The sequence below is a fragment of the Domibacillus robiginosus genome, from assembly GCF_000966195.1.
GTDB lineage: Bacteria > Bacillota > Bacilli > Bacillales > Domibacillaceae > Domibacillus > Domibacillus robiginosus.
In genome coordinates this window covers 1-18,358 of the sequence record NZ_LAHL01000022.1, presented here as the reverse complement: position 1 = coordinate 18,358, position 18,358 = coordinate 1, and the positions used below count along the sequence as shown (strand labels likewise).

Below are 18,358 nucleotides of genomic sequence, written 5' to 3'. Positions count from 1 at the left end.
TATCTCCCCTTTTATTCAGTTTCACTTAATGGCTTCGTATTCGGGTTAAACATCTGGAACAAGATATTGATTTTCTTTTCAATTGAAAGCTCTGTTACTGGATTACTACGAGCCAGTAAATTCTTGATCTGGTGCAGTTTTTCTAGTAACTTCTTTTCTTCTTCTGCATACAGGAAAATAAAATATTCCCGATTCGTCCGGTGCTTTTCCAAGTTGTCAAATTCTCTTAACCGGCTCTCTAAGAACGACTGATACGCCGTATTTTTATTTTGTCTTAAACGCTTATGAATAAAGCGTTTTTGCTTTTCAAGATTTAAAGGGATATTTAAAGGAACAATCTTAATGTCTTCCGTATAAGCGGTTAAAAAGGTTGCTAAATTTTGAATGTCGTTGCTTAAATCGACATCGTTTAATGAGTAAATATCTTTGCTTTCAATTTGGATAATCTCCATATATTCACCGGAACGCATTTCAAAGAAATCATTATTGGTTACATCTACTACCGGACTAATTTGAGCAAAAGAGGACTTTACAGCAGCTTTTTTCTCTTTCCGTTCCTTTTCAAGAATGAGATTCGATTCATCTAATACAGCAGCCCCAGGCATGATGTGTTTATTCTTTTTTAATTTAATTTCATCAATTAGTATCATTTTCATCACTCGCTTTCACTGTAATCTATGGAACTGTATGTGTCTTTTTTTCGGACGATTGAATAATACATGGCTTCATACATTCTCTTTTTCGGGTTCGTTTTCGGTCTGATTATCATAAACACGCCAAAGGCGATCAAGAACAGTGTGTACAGTATATGGAAATCGCTATGCACTAAAGGAATCGTCATGTAGCGAATTAAGATCAAAGACATTATTAGAAACAAGTCGAACAGGTAAATGCTTTTTGAAATTTTCAGCTCACTTGCGACTTCATTCGGTATACGGTACGTTCGCATTTTCCCACTCCTTTTAAAAAGAAAAAGCAGCGTTGAATTGTTGCCAACGCTGCTTTCTCACATTACTTTTTAGTTTGGTTTTTCATTCGGTTGAACCGATCTTTCTTGCTCTTTCGATTAATCACATGCTGTCTGTCCTGTCCTTCACTTTCCAAAACCCTTTCTTCACTAGAAGCTTTTGGAACACCGGCAGGAGCAGGAGCTATGGCTACAGCTGCACCGCCACCCGATTCACCATTTTCTACATGACTTACGCTTTGGCTGCCAGTGATATTTCTGGTGCTTTCCTCTACTTTTATTTCTTCATTAACTTGGTTTACATTCTCTTGTTGAACCGTTGTTTGGTTACTTGAAGTACCAGAAGATGATTCAGATATTACCCTTTCTTCACTAGATACTTTTGGAACACCGGTACTGATTGGTGATTCCGAAGCACCTTGACTACTTGTAGTCGATGTTTGAGTGCCAGCCTGACTAGTCGTATTTACAGTTTGTTCACTGTTTTGAGTATCCGTTACATTTACTTGTTGCGTTATATTGCTTTGCGTTTGTATATCACTTTGACCGCCTTGAACGGTTGAGCCTTCTGTTATATTTGGTTGAGACTGTTGTTCTAAAGATCGGTCTGGTGCTGTTGCTTGCTGTACAGAACCAGATTGACTACTTGTAGTCACTGTTTGAGTACCGTTTTGAACATCGGTTATATTGACCGGCTGTTCGGCATTGCTTTGTCTCTGCACATCATTTTGACCACCTTGAACGGTTGAACCTTCTGTTATATTTGGTTGAGCTTGTTGTTCTAAAGATTGGTCTGGTGCTGTTGCCTGTTGTATGCTGCCGCCCTGGCTGCTTGCAGCCGCTGTTTGAGTGCCGTTTTGCATATCCGTTATATTGACCGGCTGCTCTGTAAGCCCTTGTCGGCTTATACTGCTTCCATTGCCCTGACTTGCGCCCTCACCATTCATTTGCTGTTCTAAGTCCGGTGTTGCTCCATCCAGTGCTACCCCTTTTAGTGCAGCTTGACCAACAGCTGACCTTTGCTGCACATCTTGGTTCTGCTTTACTTCCTGCTCTTTTTGGGAGGTAGCTTCAAGAGATTCACTTGCACCATTTGCCGTACCCAGTGAGCTTTGCAAATCGGAATCTTTTCTATCGCCTTTTGTCTCACCCGATTTTGAAACAGCAGCTCTTCCTTTTTCGTCCACGTTTGCTTCAATATCACTGTTACCGGCCTGCTCCGCTTCTCCTTTATCAGACCCGTCTAGGCTTGGTTTTAAAGGACTATCTTTTCCATTTCCTTTGTCGCCTTCATCAAATGGCAATTTTGCTTCTGCATCTTTTAAAGGAGACTGGTTTTGATTCTTTGCACCACTATTCTCCGAATCCGAACCTTTTGAATAATCCTTACCATTATCCGGATTATCGTTTTTATCATTTTTAAATTTACTTAGCATCTTACCAGCTCCATCTTTAGCGGCTAAAGCCATCTTTCCAGCTGCATACGTACCGGCTAGCACGCTCCATCCACCTTTAAGACCGGCATCTATGCCAAATAGTCTTTCAACCATATTCGGACCATCCAGTAAAGCTGCACTAAAGCCTATTAAAGCAATAATGTAAACCAGTCCTTTAAAGTTGTCTGCCAGATAAGCTGTACCGATAACATATAGCTTCATCGACATAAAGATCAACACGATTACTAGAAAAGTGTTAAGGATAGACTGCATAATTTTTTTCGTTTTTTGACCATCATGTAAGTCAGCCGGTGCAACGATCATGACTAAAAGATGATTGAACACCAGTTCAAAAGCCAAACGAGCCAATTTATAAGCGATAGAGAATAAAGTAAATGCCATCACCAGCATGGTTACGATAATAGTGAACCAATCCAGCGAATAACGGTAATAATATTTGTTATTCCAACTTAACCCGCCTTGATCGAGGTCTCTCAATACTTCTTTTCGTTCCGCAATATCATAATCTAACTGCTTTTTAAAAACCTCATCATTTTTATATTCTATATCATCCCCATCGGGATCAATTTTTGCATTAATACTGATTCTGCTAACTACATCTATCGGAATAGAACTTTCTGGCTTAACATCTTCCTTATTTTCCTCATCTTCCTGCTCAATTGCCCAATTTACTCTGTCAAACTCGACTAAATCACTTATATTGTCAGCTAAAATATTTTCGGAAACTGTACCTTCTTCTGACCCAAATAAAGCACCACTATTGACCGCTTTTACCGCTTCATCGGAAAAGTCATTTGCTTTGTCCGTTGCAGTGGATAAAAGCGAAATAATCGCCATTGCTATAATAAAATTTATCGCTACCGTTTCAACTTGTAATTTCCTTTGAAAGACTAACAAGTAACCCGAATACACAAGGCTAAATGCCAACAGGATATATAGCAATGGTCTAAAGCTGGTTACAAATTCGATCACCGATTCATTTTGATAAAATTCTTTTACGAGCAGCATTTCATTCGCTACATTTTCTAATGTATCAAGAATCCAAGCAATACCTTGAACAAAAGCCCAACCGAGCATTCGAACAAAGTCCATGCTTATATCCGAAATAGTGAGTTTATCATCAAAATCTTGCAGAATTCCAATAACCTGTTCATCCGTCATTTGCGAATCACCTCACTTACTTATTGATGAATCTCAATAAAGTTCTGTATTTCTGAAGAGAGATCCAATCCATCTCCATAACGAGATAAATCTACAGACTCTGAAGGTTCTCCATTTTCAAGATAGTATAAATGACCCCTTTTCAAATCATTTTCAACTTTACCTTCGAAAACATTCTCTCCAACTGCTCCGCCTTCCCCGTCTGGCTGGCTCACATTGTAAAAATTGATTTCAGCTTTTGTTTTTTCGGCAGCATCCTCTACATACGGCATGAATCCTTCATCGTTCTCATAAACCATGAAAAGAAACCCATCTTCCTTTCCACCTACAAGACTGTCAACCGTATCTAAATCAACTTGATGTACCCCTGCATTTCCACAAGCTGATAAAATCGTTGTTAGAAAAAGAGCCACGATTACTTTTTTCATTTTTTCAACCTCCCACTGGAATTAGATGAGCGATTTCGCAATCAAATTGGGTGTCGCACGGATCAACGAGGGTTATTGTTTTCTGCAAGTTGGTCTTTTCATCGACCTCATTAAAAATGGTAACATAGCCATCATTCAGAAGAATGGTCAGGACTTCTCCTTTTTCTAGTAATTCTTTATTATCATTTATAAATTGGTGTAATGGATTCGTCATTCGTTGCCACCCTTTCTTAATTCAGTGTCTACAAACTTTTGAAGCAATAAGAATACTTGTGTTTTTAATTCATTCTGATGTGTTAACAGCAAGTCTTTCACTATCAACAAATCTAAGGATTTAAAGTCTTGTCCAAACATTTCTTCAAACTTTTGGTTACCGATCAAATCCCGGAATATTCCTTCATTTAAGGTGTTTTCTATTTTAATCCAATTTAATTCTTCCTCTATTGGGAAGTCTTCGGCCAAGTTCTCAAACATCGGGAAATCCTCATTTTGTTCTTCTCGATCAAGCTCCATTTTTGGTTTTGGCGGCTTGCTATCGAACGATGATTCAACTTCTCCATTTGAAAAGACTAATTCTCTTACTTTTGGCGTAGCTTTTTCTGTTTCAATAACTTCTTTCTCAACAACTTTTTGCTCGACAACCTCATTTGTTACTACATGGTCTTCTTTGTGGCTCTCTGCATTTACCGGCTTTTCATCAAAGGAAACTCTTATTTCATTCAAATCTAAAGCAGCATGTGTACATGGAATATCAATGTCATTGATTGATTTTGCTGTATCGTAATAATCCGATAAATATTCCCATCGGTATTTCATGGCTGTTTGACCAGTGTTGAAAATAGGGAACTGCTGTATTCTGTTTCTGCTCTTGTCTTGCCTTTTAATAGTGCGGATAACCACCATTTCGCCTTCACGCAGCCGCATAAGCTCGTCAGCATTTAGAAGTGGTCTTGCATCCACATTTTCTGTTTTGGATTTTTTCAAAGAAATCGTTTCACCAGAGCGTGATTTTGTAACGATTGTTTTATCACCGATTTTTTTAGAAATCATTTCCGCAGTCGAGTGGTCATCCGTCAAAACATAAAATGTATTATTTGTATTGCCATCAATCGTTTTCCAATCATCCCCGTATAATTTTTCAATTTGGGAGTACGCTTGAACAACTAAATTAAACCGGATATTACGCCCCAGACAAACCGTTAAGATACTGGCTAAATCATCAATTGCCGGCATGTTTCCAAATTCGTCTAACAAGAAAATCACTTCCCTAAAGCACTTACCAGAATTAACGTTGGAAGCTGTTCTTGCTAAAGTCGTATAAACTTGTTTGACATATAATGAAGCAATTACATTAAAGGTTGCGTCATAGTCAGGTACGATCATGAACAGCGCTATTGGTTTTTCAAACTGCATAACCGAGTTAAGCCTTGTTTTATCGTTATCAGCGACTACATGCAGCTCCCCACTTTCCTTATCCCAATCACTAACTGTAAAAGTAGTGACATTATTTTCGAATGAAATTTTGACCTTCTCACCGATCTCTACATGCTGGTTATGATATAGGTTAAATCCACCGTTTGAATCGGTCATGATTGTTTCTTTCTTTCCGCTTTCAAAGAGAATCGTTAATCTAGTGAGTGGTTGTGACTTACCTCTTAACCAATGATTAAAGCCAAATTTCGTCATTTCTAAAGTATTGTCAGAAGTCAGTTTTGCTGTCCCATCAAGGGTAAATACACCAAGTTTGGCATTTGCATTAGCCAGGATGCTTGCCCTTGTCTGTCCACCAGAAAAGTTAATCGTAGCGTACTGCATTTTGGCAGGGTGATTGTCTGGAAACCGATTAAAAAATTCATCTAATCCAGAGATTTCATCTCCATATTCATCTTCAACCTTTTTTGTTGCCAAATCCGACATCATCAAAGCGACGTTGTACATATTGATTTTCTCCGGTGCATTTCGGCAATGTTCACACAATCCAAGAATTAAAGCCGTACACAAATCTATACTGGAGTTCTGCCAGAATTTATCCTTCGCTGTTGGGTCGTTGTACAGCATGAAAGCAACTGAACGGGCGTATTGCTGGGCTAATGAATAATTTTCAGCGAAAAATTCTTCTTTCGTTAACTGCAAAAGGTTATAGCTCATAGACTGCAGCGGGTTCATCAAGTTTAAGACTTCAACGTGATACCCTAAATCTTCAAGCGTTTTTTTAGAAGCAGCGTAAAGCTATAGTGATAGGTAAGCCTTTGAGATTATCTCCGGCTTTTCCCCCACTTCACACCGTACGCGCCCGTTTCCGGGCATACGGCGCTCCATCGTTTCCAATTGAATGTCTATAAGTTAATTTATATCGGCTCGTTACCAGCACAAATGCGTAAGTGATTTAACTTTGTAAGTTGTTTTGTATTTAACGGAAGAAGCTGTACCGCTTTTCGAATCCCGTTGGGATTTGTCATGTGGATCAACCGGTGTATCAACTCATCAACGATAACTAAATTTTGATAGTTATCTCCGCCGCCAAGTCGCAACGGCTTAAGGTGATGGCACCGTACACGGTCTATGCCAATTTCTTCGTTAAGTACATAACATCTGCCATATTGAGCAATAAATTTCGATATACGGTTGTCATTATATTCAATACTTCGATTTTTGGAGTAAGTTCTTTTTTACTTGATTAAGTACATCTCTGGGAATAGCTTGTAATCCTCGGTGTACTTTCTGCCGTCCTTTTTCTGTATAGTTACAGATAGACTGCGAGAAATTCCAGGGATTTTTATGATGTACACAAGTAGTTGGAAGTATTGGCGTGTTCTGTACCGTATAAATCTTTGTATCTGCTCGTATCCCCTTAGCTTTCTTACGAAAGGTTGCAGAGGTTTGTGCAAGTGTCACCACTTTTGCATTGTCTCTAAGCCTGGCTCGTATAACTTTATGGAGAATGTAATGAATATCCGTCAGATCCAAGTAAATCGTTGTGGCATATTTGTAGTAGTTTTGAATACCGACAAGTGTAATATTAAAACGCAGAACCATATCAGATGTTGGGTTGTGCTGAATTTCTTTTACTCGTTCCTTTAGTGTCCGTTGGACACGCTTTAAAGCTTTATCAGACATAGACGTTTTGGCTATAAATCCAAATTTAGCTTTCTTTTGTGGAACGACTTTTATTTTAAAGCCAAGAAAATCAGAAGAATTCTTTTTCAGATTTACCACTCTAGATTTCCCTGGGTTAATTTCTAGTCCTAATCTCGCTTTAAGGAAATCGACCGTCGCATGATAAAAGCGTTGGGCTTCTTCGTACGTTCGACACATGATTTTAAAATCATCGGCGTACCGGACGATATAGCCCCCTTTAAGGTTCGTATATTTTCGTGCATATGTTGTGAAACCATTCAGGCCGCTTTTAAAACGACGAGGCTTATATGTTTCCCATTGATTGCTGATCCACCAGTCTAATTCATTTAAAACAATATTAGATAAAAGCGGTGATAAGATACCGCCTTGCGGTGTACCTTTTAATGGGATGCCTTCCCCGATGATTTCAGCTTTTAAAAGCTTAGAGATAATGCTAAGAAGCGATTTATCTCTAATGCCGAGCGCCCACATTTGCTTCAGTAGCTTTCCGTGCTGAACATTGTCAAAGAAACCTTTGATATCAATGTCTACACAGTAATGGTGTTTATGAATGTTAATTAAGCTAACCATTCGGCTAAAAGCGTGATGGGTGCTACGATTGGGGCGGAAACCATAATTATGTTTATGGAACTTGGCTTCACAAATTGGTTCTAGTACTTGTAAAATACACTGTTGAACCAGTCTATCCCATATCGTAGGTATTCCTAAAGGTCGCTTTTTATCGCTTCCTTCTTTCGGAATATATACTCGGCGGACCGGGCTTGGTCGATAATTCTTTAAACGTTTTCGGACTTGTTTAATGACCTGAAGGTCATTTAATTGCCGAACATCTTTAATAGTTAAGCCATCTACACCTGCGGTTTTACTACCTTTATTTGTTTTGATATTGCGGTATGCTAGACGAATATTGTCTTCGGAGCCTATTAATTCAGTTAACTTATAGAAATTGTTACCGTTAAGACTGCTCGAATATAAATTGTCATACACTTTTTGTGTGTCATAATATTCGTTATGTCTTAGCTTGGTTTTCTTTAACATGGGCTGTAACCTCCTTAGTGATCTGGAGTATTACATCTCTTAGTCTTACCCGAAACCATGTTAACCAATAGTAACATTCAATCTTCAATCGACTAGTGGCTATCCCTCCACGTTCATTACACGCTTCATCGGTACTGTGCCACCACTTTCACTGCCGTTAAGCCAAGTTATGTCGACAACTAATCTCATTGTGACTTTCCTTGGCAACACTTCAAAGGGAACAAGCCCTCCATGCCGGCAGCTTACCACGTTCCGTCATTCTTATCTGTACATACACTTTTAGGTTTCCCCTATGAGCCTGCTACCTTGATAACGCCTGTAACGATATATGGGCTTTCATAAAGGAGAGTTTTACTCACCCACAGTAGCGACACGTATTTGTGTCAGAGAACCTTTCGATTCCCTCCCGATATAGACCCGTACCATCAGGGATTCGTCTGCGCTTACTAGCGATCGCCTCTAGTCCATCGCGCATCCTAACCTTGAGTGTTTTATAGACCTCCGGTCTATCAGTTACACCATCCACCGCTGGACAGCTTTCGTATTAGAGATTCTAATTTACGGTAACCTTCAACCGACTTCACCGAGCTTCACACAGTTCAGTACTTGTTTACATTCCTGCATGTCGGAGGATTAAGGGAAGCCCTTCCAGACGTTACTCCTTCATTTGACTTCTCAGAATGACAGTTCACTGCTGAACTGTTGAGTTCGACAGTGCCTAAGCTTTTCACTTAGGAACGTGTCGCACCACCTTTGGGATCATTGAAAATCATGGACGGTTGCTTTTCGGCGCGACTATAAATATCAATGGTCGGGAAGATAAATGTCTCACCTTTACCGGAGCGAGTTGTACCAATGATTAAATTATTTACAGCCGAATCATCAATAAAAATCTTGTCTCGATGCCTTGAAACCGGTACGCCACCACCACCAGAATAACGGTCAGCAAGTTCCGGCACTGCTTTATATTGTGCTTTGATCTCTTTTAACGTAGTAAACCGGCTGCTTCCTTTTTGATCTTTGCCGATCTTACCAAAGTTCGTTAAAAACTTATAAGTAGCAAACGAGCTTACGGCTGCACTCAATAAACCGATTAAGCCAAGCATGATTACATTTCCGACCAACACACCAAAACCCGTTATCATGCCACTATTGAAGCTCAACTCTTTCGGCTTAAAGAATGTTCCTGATACAAAGTAGCTGTCATAAAATCCATGAAGTATATTTATGACTGTATTTAAAGCCAACAAAGTGAAGATAAATGTTACTAGAAAAACGGTGACTGGTAAGGCGAATTTTTTCGAATAACGTTTCCATGTTTTTTCGTTTTCCATCATCACATCCCCTTACAGCTTCTTGATTTGTTCTTGTTTTGTTTTAATTTCTTTTTCTAACTTTTCAGCTTCACTATCTTTTTCTTCACGAACAAGCAGCTCATGTTTGTCCTTCAGCGTTTTGATTTCCGCATTGATAATTTCATACTGAACAATCTTTTCATTTAATTCTTCATTAGAGTTGTTGTTCAGCTCGACTTTCGCTTCATCAACTCGGCCAAGCTTTAACAATGCGTGTGTTTTCATTTCAGAACGTTTTACCGACATATTAATGTTTTTAAGGTTCAGCATTAACTCATAATCACCCTGTAAGTAAGCTATATCATATCTGGCTTCATTTGTTGGGTACATCTGATGAAAGGCTTTTATTTTTGCTATTTTCTCTTTGGCTGGCAAGCTTGACGTTAAAATAAGTGATTCTGCTTTTACGTAGTCACCGTCTAACAATTTAACTGCTTTCTCAAACTTATTTTCCGATACATATTTATCCACCAATATCTGTTGCTGTTGTTCTGTTAGTTCATCGGAACTTTCAAGCGCATGAACCATTTTGGCATCATTGCCAAGCAGGGCTTCACCATATGTTTCTGCCAGAGCAGCACTTTCTTTTAGCTGGTTTCGTCCATCATCTAAGGCTTTTTCATAGCTGGTTTGTTGAGTGAAAAACAAAAAGCCGGTCATTAAAAAACCGGCAAGTGACACTCCACCAGCTGCATAAGCCGTTTTACGCTGCCAGGACTTTAATTTAGACACTCTTGATTTATCTAAATTAATCAGCGTTTTATCGACCATTTCAGCCTGCTTGTATTGGTCTGGTGTGAGCAATTCGATCTGTTCAAGCAAGTATATTTTATCGGCTTGATCCTTCTTATCGACCTTAATATGTTTGACCATATCTTTGATCTTGTGATAGATGTTGGGATAATCATAAGAACCAAAATTGAATACCCCTCGATAAAAGACTTTTTTATCTTCGCCAATTACTTGAAAATCGCCGGTCAGAGTCTTGTTTTCATCCCTGCAAATCTGCTCGACTTCCTGACTTACCTTCACAGCTTCCGCAAATGGCATTTTCTCAAAATTGTTAATAAGAGAACTTGATACGTTATAAAAGATTACCTGCATATAAAAGTCTCCTTCCCTTTCATAGAAAAAAGCCACCTAATGAATAAGTGGCTTTTTTATGTTTATTTGATTGATTAGAACTGTATATTTGTACTTACACTTTCCGCAAGGCTTAAAGCACCGAGGATTATGACTAAGCCGACCGCACCGCCAACAAACCATTTAATAGCCTTGCCACGCCCTTGATCTCCACCAAACATTAGGTAGTAACCACCGATACAAAATGCAATTGCTGCTCCAACGATGGCAGGCATTTGCAGCCATTTAAGTATGTCAGTAGCCGAAGCGATTAGACTTTCCATTCACGAACACCCCCACTTAGTTATTTACTTTTGCAAATGAATCAGAGCTTTTGCTAAAGGAATCGGAGCCTTTACTATTACTAGAAGAAATCTCAATTTCCTGGGAATCCGTATTATCAGAAGCATTGTCTTCATCAGCAGAAGCATCGCTTGAATTATCAACGTTTGTACCCAGTGCCATTTCTAACGCTTGCATGACTACATCTTGATTATCTTGTATAACTTCTTGGTGTTTTGAATCCAGCCATTCATCATAATTCAAGCCCTTAACACGCAATAATTTTTCAGCAAATTGTTTTCGATTTTTCTGTTCTTTAGTAGCCAAGTGTTCACCTGCTTTCTGTTTGAAATCCTTCGCTTAATGAAAAGTGCGTCATGCAACACACTCAATAAAGACAGTTTAAGTGACGAGTTTTTAGCTGTTCACTCGCAAACTCTATGAAGCATATAGCCCCAATGCACAAGGTTTTTAGATAACCAAGAACTATGGTATAGCCTTTTGTCCAGCAACAAGTTTTAGGTTATCCTCGTCAAACCATATCAATTTGTATATCCAGCTGCTCGGCTATTAAGCACCGGACACAACAATATTCAATTGTCATAGAGTTTTAAACTGTCTTTATTGAGTATGTTGCAGCACATCAAAACAAAACTTTGTTAACAATACTCATGACTTTGCTTTCAACTTTTTAGCTTTAACCTTTTGCAATTCATCATTTACGCTTTTTCTCTTGGCGACCACACAATTGTTCACTACAACAGTACGAGTACGGTAGTACAATTCAAAAACATGCTCTACTTCACCAGATGATTTTTCTATCCCCATAAAACCTTTCAGTTCATATGTCTTACCTTCAAACGTCTTGACGGAATCACAAGTCGGTAACTCATACAAACTTAGACTTTCCATTATCAGACCGCCACCTTTCTGAATATCTAATTGATCGAAAGGAATTTCTTTTAGGGACTTCATACCGAAACATGCGGCTATTTTATATAGATCAACAATTGAAGGAACTGCCTTATTGTTTTCCCAAAGACTTACTGTTCCTTGTGATAAGCCTACCCCATCTGAAATATGCGCTTGTGTCAGGTCCCGCTTCTCACGCTCTTGTTTAATCCAACTCCCTAACTCCAAGTACAATCCCTCCTTTCTGTCATTTGAAGGAATATTTTTAATTGCATTAACATTTTTAATATTTATTGGTTATTCTAATCTTAAACAAAATTCTGTTAAAAGTCAACAAAGTTTTGTTCACCTCACCAGAAACGCTTTTGTATAAGAATTTCAGCGATTAGTAAAAATTATCACATCACATCTCTGCTATACTATAGAAATCAAAGTATTTGACAAATTTATTAAATCTTTTAATAAACTGTTATCTCGAATTAAAACAAATTATTGTTGTTAGGTCTTATAATAGATAGAATGATACATAATAAGGATAAAGGATGGTAATAATATGAAAATTCACAATGCTATCGCAGAAAGAATGAAGGAACTTGCGGAAGAAAGAAATAAAACCGTAACGGAGATCGGCAAGGCTGGAGGTTTGAGACAATCAACAGTGTCTGAAATCATGCAAGGAAGATCACAACATCCTAAAGTAAATACCATTCAACAATATTGTAATGGCTGTGGAATTAGTTTGGCCGAGTTCTTTAGTAGCGAATTATTTAAGATTGCAGAGCTTCCAGAGAAGAAAAAAAAATAAAACAATCCCCATGTTAACTGCTTAGAAGATTGTTCGCTGATTAATAAGTATTTATATATTCACTGGTTAGAGATCAAGGAGCATGAGGAAGTAAAAGTAATATTAGAATTCCTAGAGATAAACCAATTGTAATAAGCCATGCTTGTAAATTTATAGATTTCGATACAATAGCTAGGACAGTAATTGCAAAAATCCCCACCAAAAAATATACGGGAGAATAAAAAAATAGCAGAATAAGTACAATGGCAACAATTAAATTCAAGACAGGATTTTTATAGTTTACTGGCATTAAAATTCACTCCTTTCATTCCTCAGTAGATTTCGGTGTTAATTGATTACCAATTCACTATCTCTTAATTTATTACTGGGTTTAATGATATATCAGTCCTTCACTTTTCGCTAACTGAACACCAATTAATTCTTCCTATCCAAATACTGTCTAAATACTGTATCTGTCCTTAAACTACCATTTTGACTACATGTAGTCAAAGGCACATCTTAATAGAATGATGAAGGTAAGGTATGAGCAAAGTTGTAGAGATTGAAATGAATAAGGAGATAAACGTATCCATTTTCTTGTTAACAGTAAAAAGGTATGAGTGGAAACAGGGACATTCATATTATTCTTAGAATTTAAAGCAATGCTGTTCTGAAATATATAGTAAATTAAATAGTTAAATAGACATATTTGCCAATTTTTAAATTAATTAAACGACAACATAGTATATAATATATTCCATATTGACAAATATTATATATTTTTGGAAGGTGAATACATGAGTACAGTAGTGATAGTGAAGAATGCTATGTTGAGATTTGTAGAAGTAACGGAGCGAACAGTAGATTATTCCATAATCGAATACGAATCAAAACAGTATACAAAGTCAACTCACTTAGGAAAAGGAATCTTTGCTATAACGTCTAATCATGGCAAAAACCAGCCAGTATACCTTTTAAAGCTAGAAAGCTGTACTGAAAGGATTGTAGGTAATTTTATGCTGGCTAATGGCGCTGGTGATCAGTATTCACCATTAACTGAAGAACAAGAAGATTTTATTATTCAAAATTGTGAAGTGACACAGGAACCAAAATTTCTTAATGCAGTTTAAAGCAAGTATACATAATGTACTTGCTTTTTTTTGTAGAAAATCTGAAAAAGGGGCCTCAACTTTTCTGATAACCGATCTTTATTTTTTAAAAATTTTCGAATGAAATATCCAGAATACATAAAACAGTAAATGTTAAATCAAGACTATTAACTGAAGAAAAAATGATATGATTCATCTTAACTCTAACAATACTTCTGATCACGATTGACATAACAATAATAAAGATTGTGATTTTTACATTAATTTGTCATGGTCGCCTGTAATGCTCCAAGACGTATACCATACCAGACCGAGGAATTTGGTCAAAATAAAACAATAAATTTAACTTGGATCACCTATCCGGCAAGCGTGTATATTTCATTTGCCAAAGGACGGGACAAAATCTTTAGGGGGAAAACAATGACAGGAGAACATTATGTGCAGATTGGCCGGGCACTGGGTTTTTTATTTGAAGAGGAAGAAACAGGCCGCAAGTTTTTTTCTGTAGGAAACGGCATGGAACAAGTCGAAATAACGGAGTTCGAATATAGACTGTGGGAAGAGCTGCGTAAGGTTGATACATTAGATGACTGGAAAACTCTGATACGATCCAAAACAAAAAAATATCCCGACCTCGATTTAGATGCAATTTTAAACAAGTTTTATGCGTTTAATTTAATGAGACAGTGGAAGTTCGACACAGTGGATAATCCTGAATTACTGGGCATTTTTATTACGCGGAACGCCTACGCCTATGGGGAAATCGAGGGGTATTGGGTAGTTGGCGACCACCGGCATGTTGGAGATAATGTGACGCTCAATCAGGAACAGTATATGGTATGGAATGCGGCTGCTGGCGGTGCTCCATTGCTTCAAGTGCTGGACACCATCATGACCAAGCTTTCCTTGACGGAAGAAGAAGCACTGGCGCTGCTAAACAAGGAAGGATACGGTTTGATACAGCTGGGGCTTTGGAATACAGAGTACCTGCCGTTTTTGATAGAGGAGGAAGCACAATGAAAAATATATTAGGCGGATTTTTATCCCGTGCAGCGAAGGGATTAGGAGCCAAGTCCCCTGCTCTTTCTGATGGTGGAATGGCAAATGAAGAAAGAGCACCGGGCATAAGACTAGTCGCAGTGGGAGAAGTGCTAGGCGGCTTCAAAGATGCCTCGACCCCTTTAACTTTTTCATTAAAATACGGGAACGAAGAAATTATCTTGGACCAGTTTACCTACAACGTGTGGGAGTCCGTCAAAATGACACTTACTACGCGGGAAGAAACGGTGTCCTTGATGAAGCAAATCAAGCCAGCTGCACACATACACCAGGCCATTGACGAGCTTTTGGAAAAAAAGCTGCTGATGGAATGGAAGGATACATATAATGAGGACTATTTCGAGCAGTTTGCTTTAATTCCAAAAGGCCGTGTAACGGATATAAAAGAGGACGATTACTATGTGCTTACCTTCTTAAAATCGGAACCTATCGCCTTGTCTATGATGGGCTACTTTATCTGGCGCCATGCCCACCCGTTTCTAAGCTGTAATTCAACGATTCAGCTGGTTCACCAATCAACGGGAGTAGAAACTGCTCTCATTAAAGAAGATTTCATTCGCTGGATTCCTATCCTAGTCATGTACGATGTGTTATCGATCGTACCGAACCGCTAAGGACTAGTTTTTGATATGGGAATAAAAGAAAAACTGGCTCGCTTAAATTCATCTATAGCTGACGCAAAGGCATATTACAAAGCGTTTGTGGAACTGCCACGCAAGGATCAAAAGGAATTAATTTCTACATCAATAGAGAAAATAATTGGTTTAAATACAAAGGAAAGTATTCAATTTAAACAGGAACAGATAAAAAATCCTGATTTAATTCCAATCGCGAAAGCACAGCGTGACCGTAATGTTTTAACCACTGTTGGGAAGCATTCTTTAACAATTGCTAAAGGAATAGACTGGTCTTTAAACCAATCAGGCATGAAAACACCAGAAATAGGAAGTGCCTTGCGACCAGCGGGAGATGATTATGGAAAAGCGCTTGGAGAAGCAACATCTATGTATCTGGGTATGTTATATGACCAATATCTCTCTGAAAAAAATATAAGGCGTCATACAAAAAGGTACAGTCGATTAACGGAACAGGAAAAAGCAAAGAAAATTGAGAAGCTTGAAAAAAGCGTAGAGAAAGAAAGCAAGAATCTTCAGCTTATTAAAGGCTTTATGAACCGTGTCGAGCAATTGAAAGGTCTAAATAGCATAGAAAACATGCTAGAAGCTCGGAAAGAAGCTGAACAGCAAAAAATACTGCAAGAAGATATCCAAATAGAAATAGAAAATGTCAAAAACACTCTTTCTATTCACCAGGAAGCAAATCAGGACATGGAAAAAACACCTATTCATCCTGATCATATTGGCAATTTTGGAGAAAGCGGGCACATCAAAGGATCAGTTGAAACTAAAAAGCAGAAAAAAGATGATTTACAGGTTGAAGAAGAAATATCTGTTCATGAGAATATACAAGTTGAGCAGGAAACAAGGCAGGCTAAGGAAGAAACATTTAGCCTAAATCATGGAGACATTTATTACGCTAATGTTGAATTTCAACCGAGTGGCAAGGAGCAACCTATAGCAATTATAAAAAACCACGCTACTGAAGAATTGCTAGCCCCTACAGTGACTAGCGAAGCAGATACTTCCTTAAATCACCGAGATAGCTATGAAATAAAGAAACTAGAGGAAGCAGGATTGCCGAAAGATTCGATCAACAAAGCACATAAAAATGATATTTATGATGCTGATTTGATTCATCATGGTAGAAAACCTAGTGAATTAGCAAAAAAGGATCGATCCGGTTTGCTTTTAAAACGGCTTGAGGTGAATGAAAGAGAAGGAAAGAAAGAAAAAAGAAAAGCAAAAAGAAGGGATCACGAATTAGAAAGATAAAAAACTATCTTTTGAAGGATTATGTATATAATCCGCATAAGTGCGTGTCCACCCTCGATTAGTTTCTAGAATAATCATTCGTATATAAATATCTAAAAATATATTTATATTTATATATATTTATATAAAATAAAAGTGCTGCACAATCTGTAGCGCTTTTATTCTTCATATTATTTCGGTACCAATACTTTTTTTATTTTACGTCTCATTCTCCACCATTAAGCATCGCTTCATTCTCCTTATGAGGTCTTATAATAATCCACATTGATCTAAATCTAGAGTCTAATGATTTATCGTTTTGATGAATCGAAAATGCTCTTGGAAAGTGTTGTTACCCTAACATAAGATGTGATTACTACTCCCAAGAAGGGAAGAACGGGAGGGAAAAGGGAGAGGACATAACAGAATCTAAAACCATTACTATAATCTTTTTCTTAAATATATATCATATAAAAAAGAAGGGCACTTATACACGCATCCTTCCTTAATTAGCAAATACGGAAATTAATATATTTAAATTTATTTATATAAATATATATTTATATCTTTATACTTATTTGCTTCTTTTGTCTTTTCATCAACCGTTTCAAATGGTCCAAAAATCCCTTAGCAGCTGCTTCCATCACATGAAGAAGCCTTCAATCGTGTTCTACACAACACTTCCTGATCTTACTATGAAACTCTAATTCAAGTTGTATTTCCCAGATCTCAATTAATGTTATCCTTATGTATTCTTTTAATCTTTCATGATCAGATTTTTTAAACAGTCTTCTACATAAGTACTATTCATTTTGATTTGCCAAATTGAGATTTGTCTATTGTCTTTTGCTGCCCTGTTTGTCCCCCTGCTCTTTTCTTTCTTTCACCTTAATGGGTAACGTTCAGAATGTAACGGACAAAACAGAACAAACCTCATTAAAAAATTTATGAACAATTTGAATATATTTATATTTATTTATATATTTATATATTTATATAAAGGTTTATTTATATCTTTATATTTTTAAATAAATTAAGCTTTTGTGTTTAAAGGGAAAGAATGCAAAACCAAAGAACCATATGCATTACCTTCTCGAATTTTATATAATAAAAGGAATAGCTGTATAAAAAACACAATACTTCTTACTTTTTGCAGTTATCATTGATGGGGAGCTGAATCATGAATAAAATTATAAAATCGAATAAAGATATTGAACAATTTTTAGACGATTTCGTAAGAATTTCTCTTTATGATGAGAAAGGTAACAAGCATTACTTTGTTTTTGAGGACAAGAAACGAAATGGCCAGTGGACGCTTATGTTAAATGAAGGGACAGAGACATGGACTATTCATGGAAAAGGCCATACCTATTGCGATCCAGGTGAGCAGGTGCTGGAACCAACAGAAATAGTTCAGTTTATTTGGAAGAACCGTGGCTCCGTTAATAACGTTTTACGTCAGTAAGCGGAGGCCCATACCGAGACAGCGTAATACATAAAAAAGCATAATCCTTCATTTTATCCAAAAGGAAGGATGCATTACGTTTGTGTCCTTTCTTTTTTTATTAGAACTAAAAAGCCCCTCAATAATTAATTGAGGGGGCAAAAGACAGTATTCATAGACACCTTCAAAACAATATAAAAATAAAAATATAAATATATATTTATATTTTTA

The 18,358-nt window shown here is 37.4% G+C and carries 16 protein-coding genes and 3 pseudogenes; 6 read left to right on the top strand and 13 right to left on the bottom strand.

Annotated elements, in window-relative coordinates; genetic code table 11:
* Positions 1-11: 11 nt before the first annotated feature.
* From VP97_RS12955 to VP97_RS12900, 12 genes and pseudogenes are all read right to left on the bottom strand, one after another.
* Complete coding sequence (locus VP97_RS12955; protein ID WP_050182278.1) at positions 12-656, bottom strand: hypothetical protein; 645 nt, start codon at positions 654-656, stop codon at positions 12-14.
* Entirely contained in the window at positions 656-949 is a 294-nt protein-coding gene (locus VP97_RS12950; protein WP_050182277.1) for a DUF5592 family protein, read from the bottom strand. The genes VP97_RS12955 and VP97_RS12950 overlap by 1 nt, the downstream gene beginning before the upstream one ends.
* Before the next feature lie 62 nt (positions 950-1,011).
* Positions 1,012-3,585 carry a pLS20_p028 family conjugation system transmembrane protein gene (locus VP97_RS12945; RefSeq protein ID WP_050182276.1) on the bottom strand — a complete coding sequence of 858 codons (2,574 nt, stop codon included), beginning with the start codon at positions 3,583-3,585 and terminating at the stop codon, positions 1,012-1,014.
* A gap of 20 nt (positions 3,586-3,605) precedes the next feature.
* On the bottom strand, positions 3,606-4,013 hold the full coding sequence (locus tag VP97_RS12940) for a membrane lipoprotein lipid attachment site-containing protein (protein WP_050182275.1): 408 nt from the start codon (positions 4,011-4,013) through the stop codon (positions 3,606-3,608).
* A gap of 4 nt (positions 4,014-4,017) precedes the next feature.
* Positions 4,018-4,227: a hypothetical protein gene (locus VP97_RS12935; RefSeq protein WP_050182274.1), complete on the bottom strand. Its 210-nt coding sequence runs from the start codon at positions 4,225-4,227 to the stop codon at positions 4,018-4,020.
* A pseudogene (locus VP97_RS24910) lies at positions 4,224-6,230 on the bottom strand (VirD4-like conjugal transfer protein, CD1115 family); the annotation flags it as partial. The pseudogene VP97_RS24910 and the gene VP97_RS12935, both read right to left, overlap by 4 nt.
* A 131-nt stretch (positions 6,231-6,361) precedes the next feature.
* Positions 6,362-8,189, bottom strand: a pseudogene (gene ltrA / locus VP97_RS12925) (group II intron reverse transcriptase/maturase).
* Between the two features lie 749 nt (positions 8,190-8,938).
* A pseudogene (locus VP97_RS24905) lies at positions 8,939-9,208 on the bottom strand (type IV secretory system conjugative DNA transfer family protein); the annotation flags it as partial.
* A 327-nt stretch (positions 9,209-9,535) separates the two neighbouring features.
* Positions 9,536-10,648 (bottom strand): hypothetical protein, encoded by a 1,113-nt coding sequence (locus VP97_RS12915; RefSeq protein WP_050182271.1) that lies wholly within the window; start codon positions 10,646-10,648, stop codon positions 9,536-9,538.
* A 74-nt stretch (positions 10,649-10,722) separates the two neighbouring features.
* Positions 10,723-10,950 (bottom strand): hypothetical protein, encoded by a 228-nt coding sequence (locus VP97_RS12910; RefSeq protein WP_050182270.1) that lies wholly within the window; start codon positions 10,948-10,950, stop codon positions 10,723-10,725.
* Positions 10,951-10,966: 16 nt separating this feature from the next.
* On the bottom strand, positions 10,967-11,275 hold the full coding sequence (locus VP97_RS12905) for a hypothetical protein (protein WP_050182269.1): 309 nt from the start codon (positions 11,273-11,275) through the stop codon (positions 10,967-10,969).
* A 342-nt stretch (positions 11,276-11,617) separates the two neighbouring features.
* Positions 11,618-12,088 carry a helix-turn-helix transcriptional regulator gene (locus tag VP97_RS12900; RefSeq protein WP_050182268.1) on the bottom strand — a complete coding sequence of 157 codons (471 nt, stop codon included), beginning with the start codon at positions 12,086-12,088 and terminating at the stop codon, positions 11,618-11,620.
* 325 nt (positions 12,089-12,413) lie between these two features.
* Between VP97_RS12900 and VP97_RS12895 the strand changes: the two genes are divergently transcribed.
* Positions 12,414-12,665: a helix-turn-helix domain-containing protein gene (locus VP97_RS12895; RefSeq protein WP_050182267.1), complete on the top strand. Its 252-nt coding sequence runs from the start codon at positions 12,414-12,416 to the stop codon at positions 12,663-12,665.
* Between the two features lie 73 nt (positions 12,666-12,738).
* On the opposite strand, the gene VP97_RS12890 is transcribed toward VP97_RS12895, so the two are convergent.
* Entirely contained in the window at positions 12,739-12,954 is a 216-nt protein-coding gene (locus tag VP97_RS12890) for a hypothetical protein (RefSeq protein ID WP_050182266.1), read from the bottom strand.
* Positions 12,955-13,441: 487 nt separating this feature from the next.
* On the opposite strand from VP97_RS12890, the gene VP97_RS12885 reads away from it, so the two are divergent.
* From VP97_RS12885 to VP97_RS12865, 5 genes are all read left to right on the top strand, one after another.
* A complete protein-coding gene (locus tag VP97_RS12885; protein ID WP_050182265.1) occupies positions 13,442-13,774 on the top strand; it encodes a hypothetical protein in 333 nt (110 codons plus the stop codon).
* Between the two features lie 399 nt (positions 13,775-14,173).
* Positions 14,174-14,773: a hypothetical protein gene (locus tag VP97_RS12880; RefSeq protein ID WP_050182264.1), complete on the top strand. Its 600-nt coding sequence runs from the start codon at positions 14,174-14,176 to the stop codon at positions 14,771-14,773.
* Positions 14,770-15,426, top strand: a complete 657-nt coding sequence (locus tag VP97_RS12875) for a hypothetical protein (protein WP_050182263.1) — start codon at positions 14,770-14,772, stop codon at positions 15,424-15,426. The genes VP97_RS12880 and VP97_RS12875 overlap by 4 nt, the downstream gene beginning before the upstream one ends.
* 15 nt (positions 15,427-15,441) lie before the next feature.
* Positions 15,442-16,704, top strand: a complete 1,263-nt coding sequence (locus VP97_RS12870; protein WP_050182262.1) for a hypothetical protein — start codon at positions 15,442-15,444, stop codon at positions 16,702-16,704.
* Positions 16,705-17,863: 1,159 nt separating this feature from the next.
* Complete coding sequence (locus VP97_RS12865) at positions 17,864-18,148, top strand: hypothetical protein (protein ID WP_050182261.1); 285 nt, start codon at positions 17,864-17,866, stop codon at positions 18,146-18,148.
* Positions 18,149-18,358 lie beyond the last annotated feature (210 nt).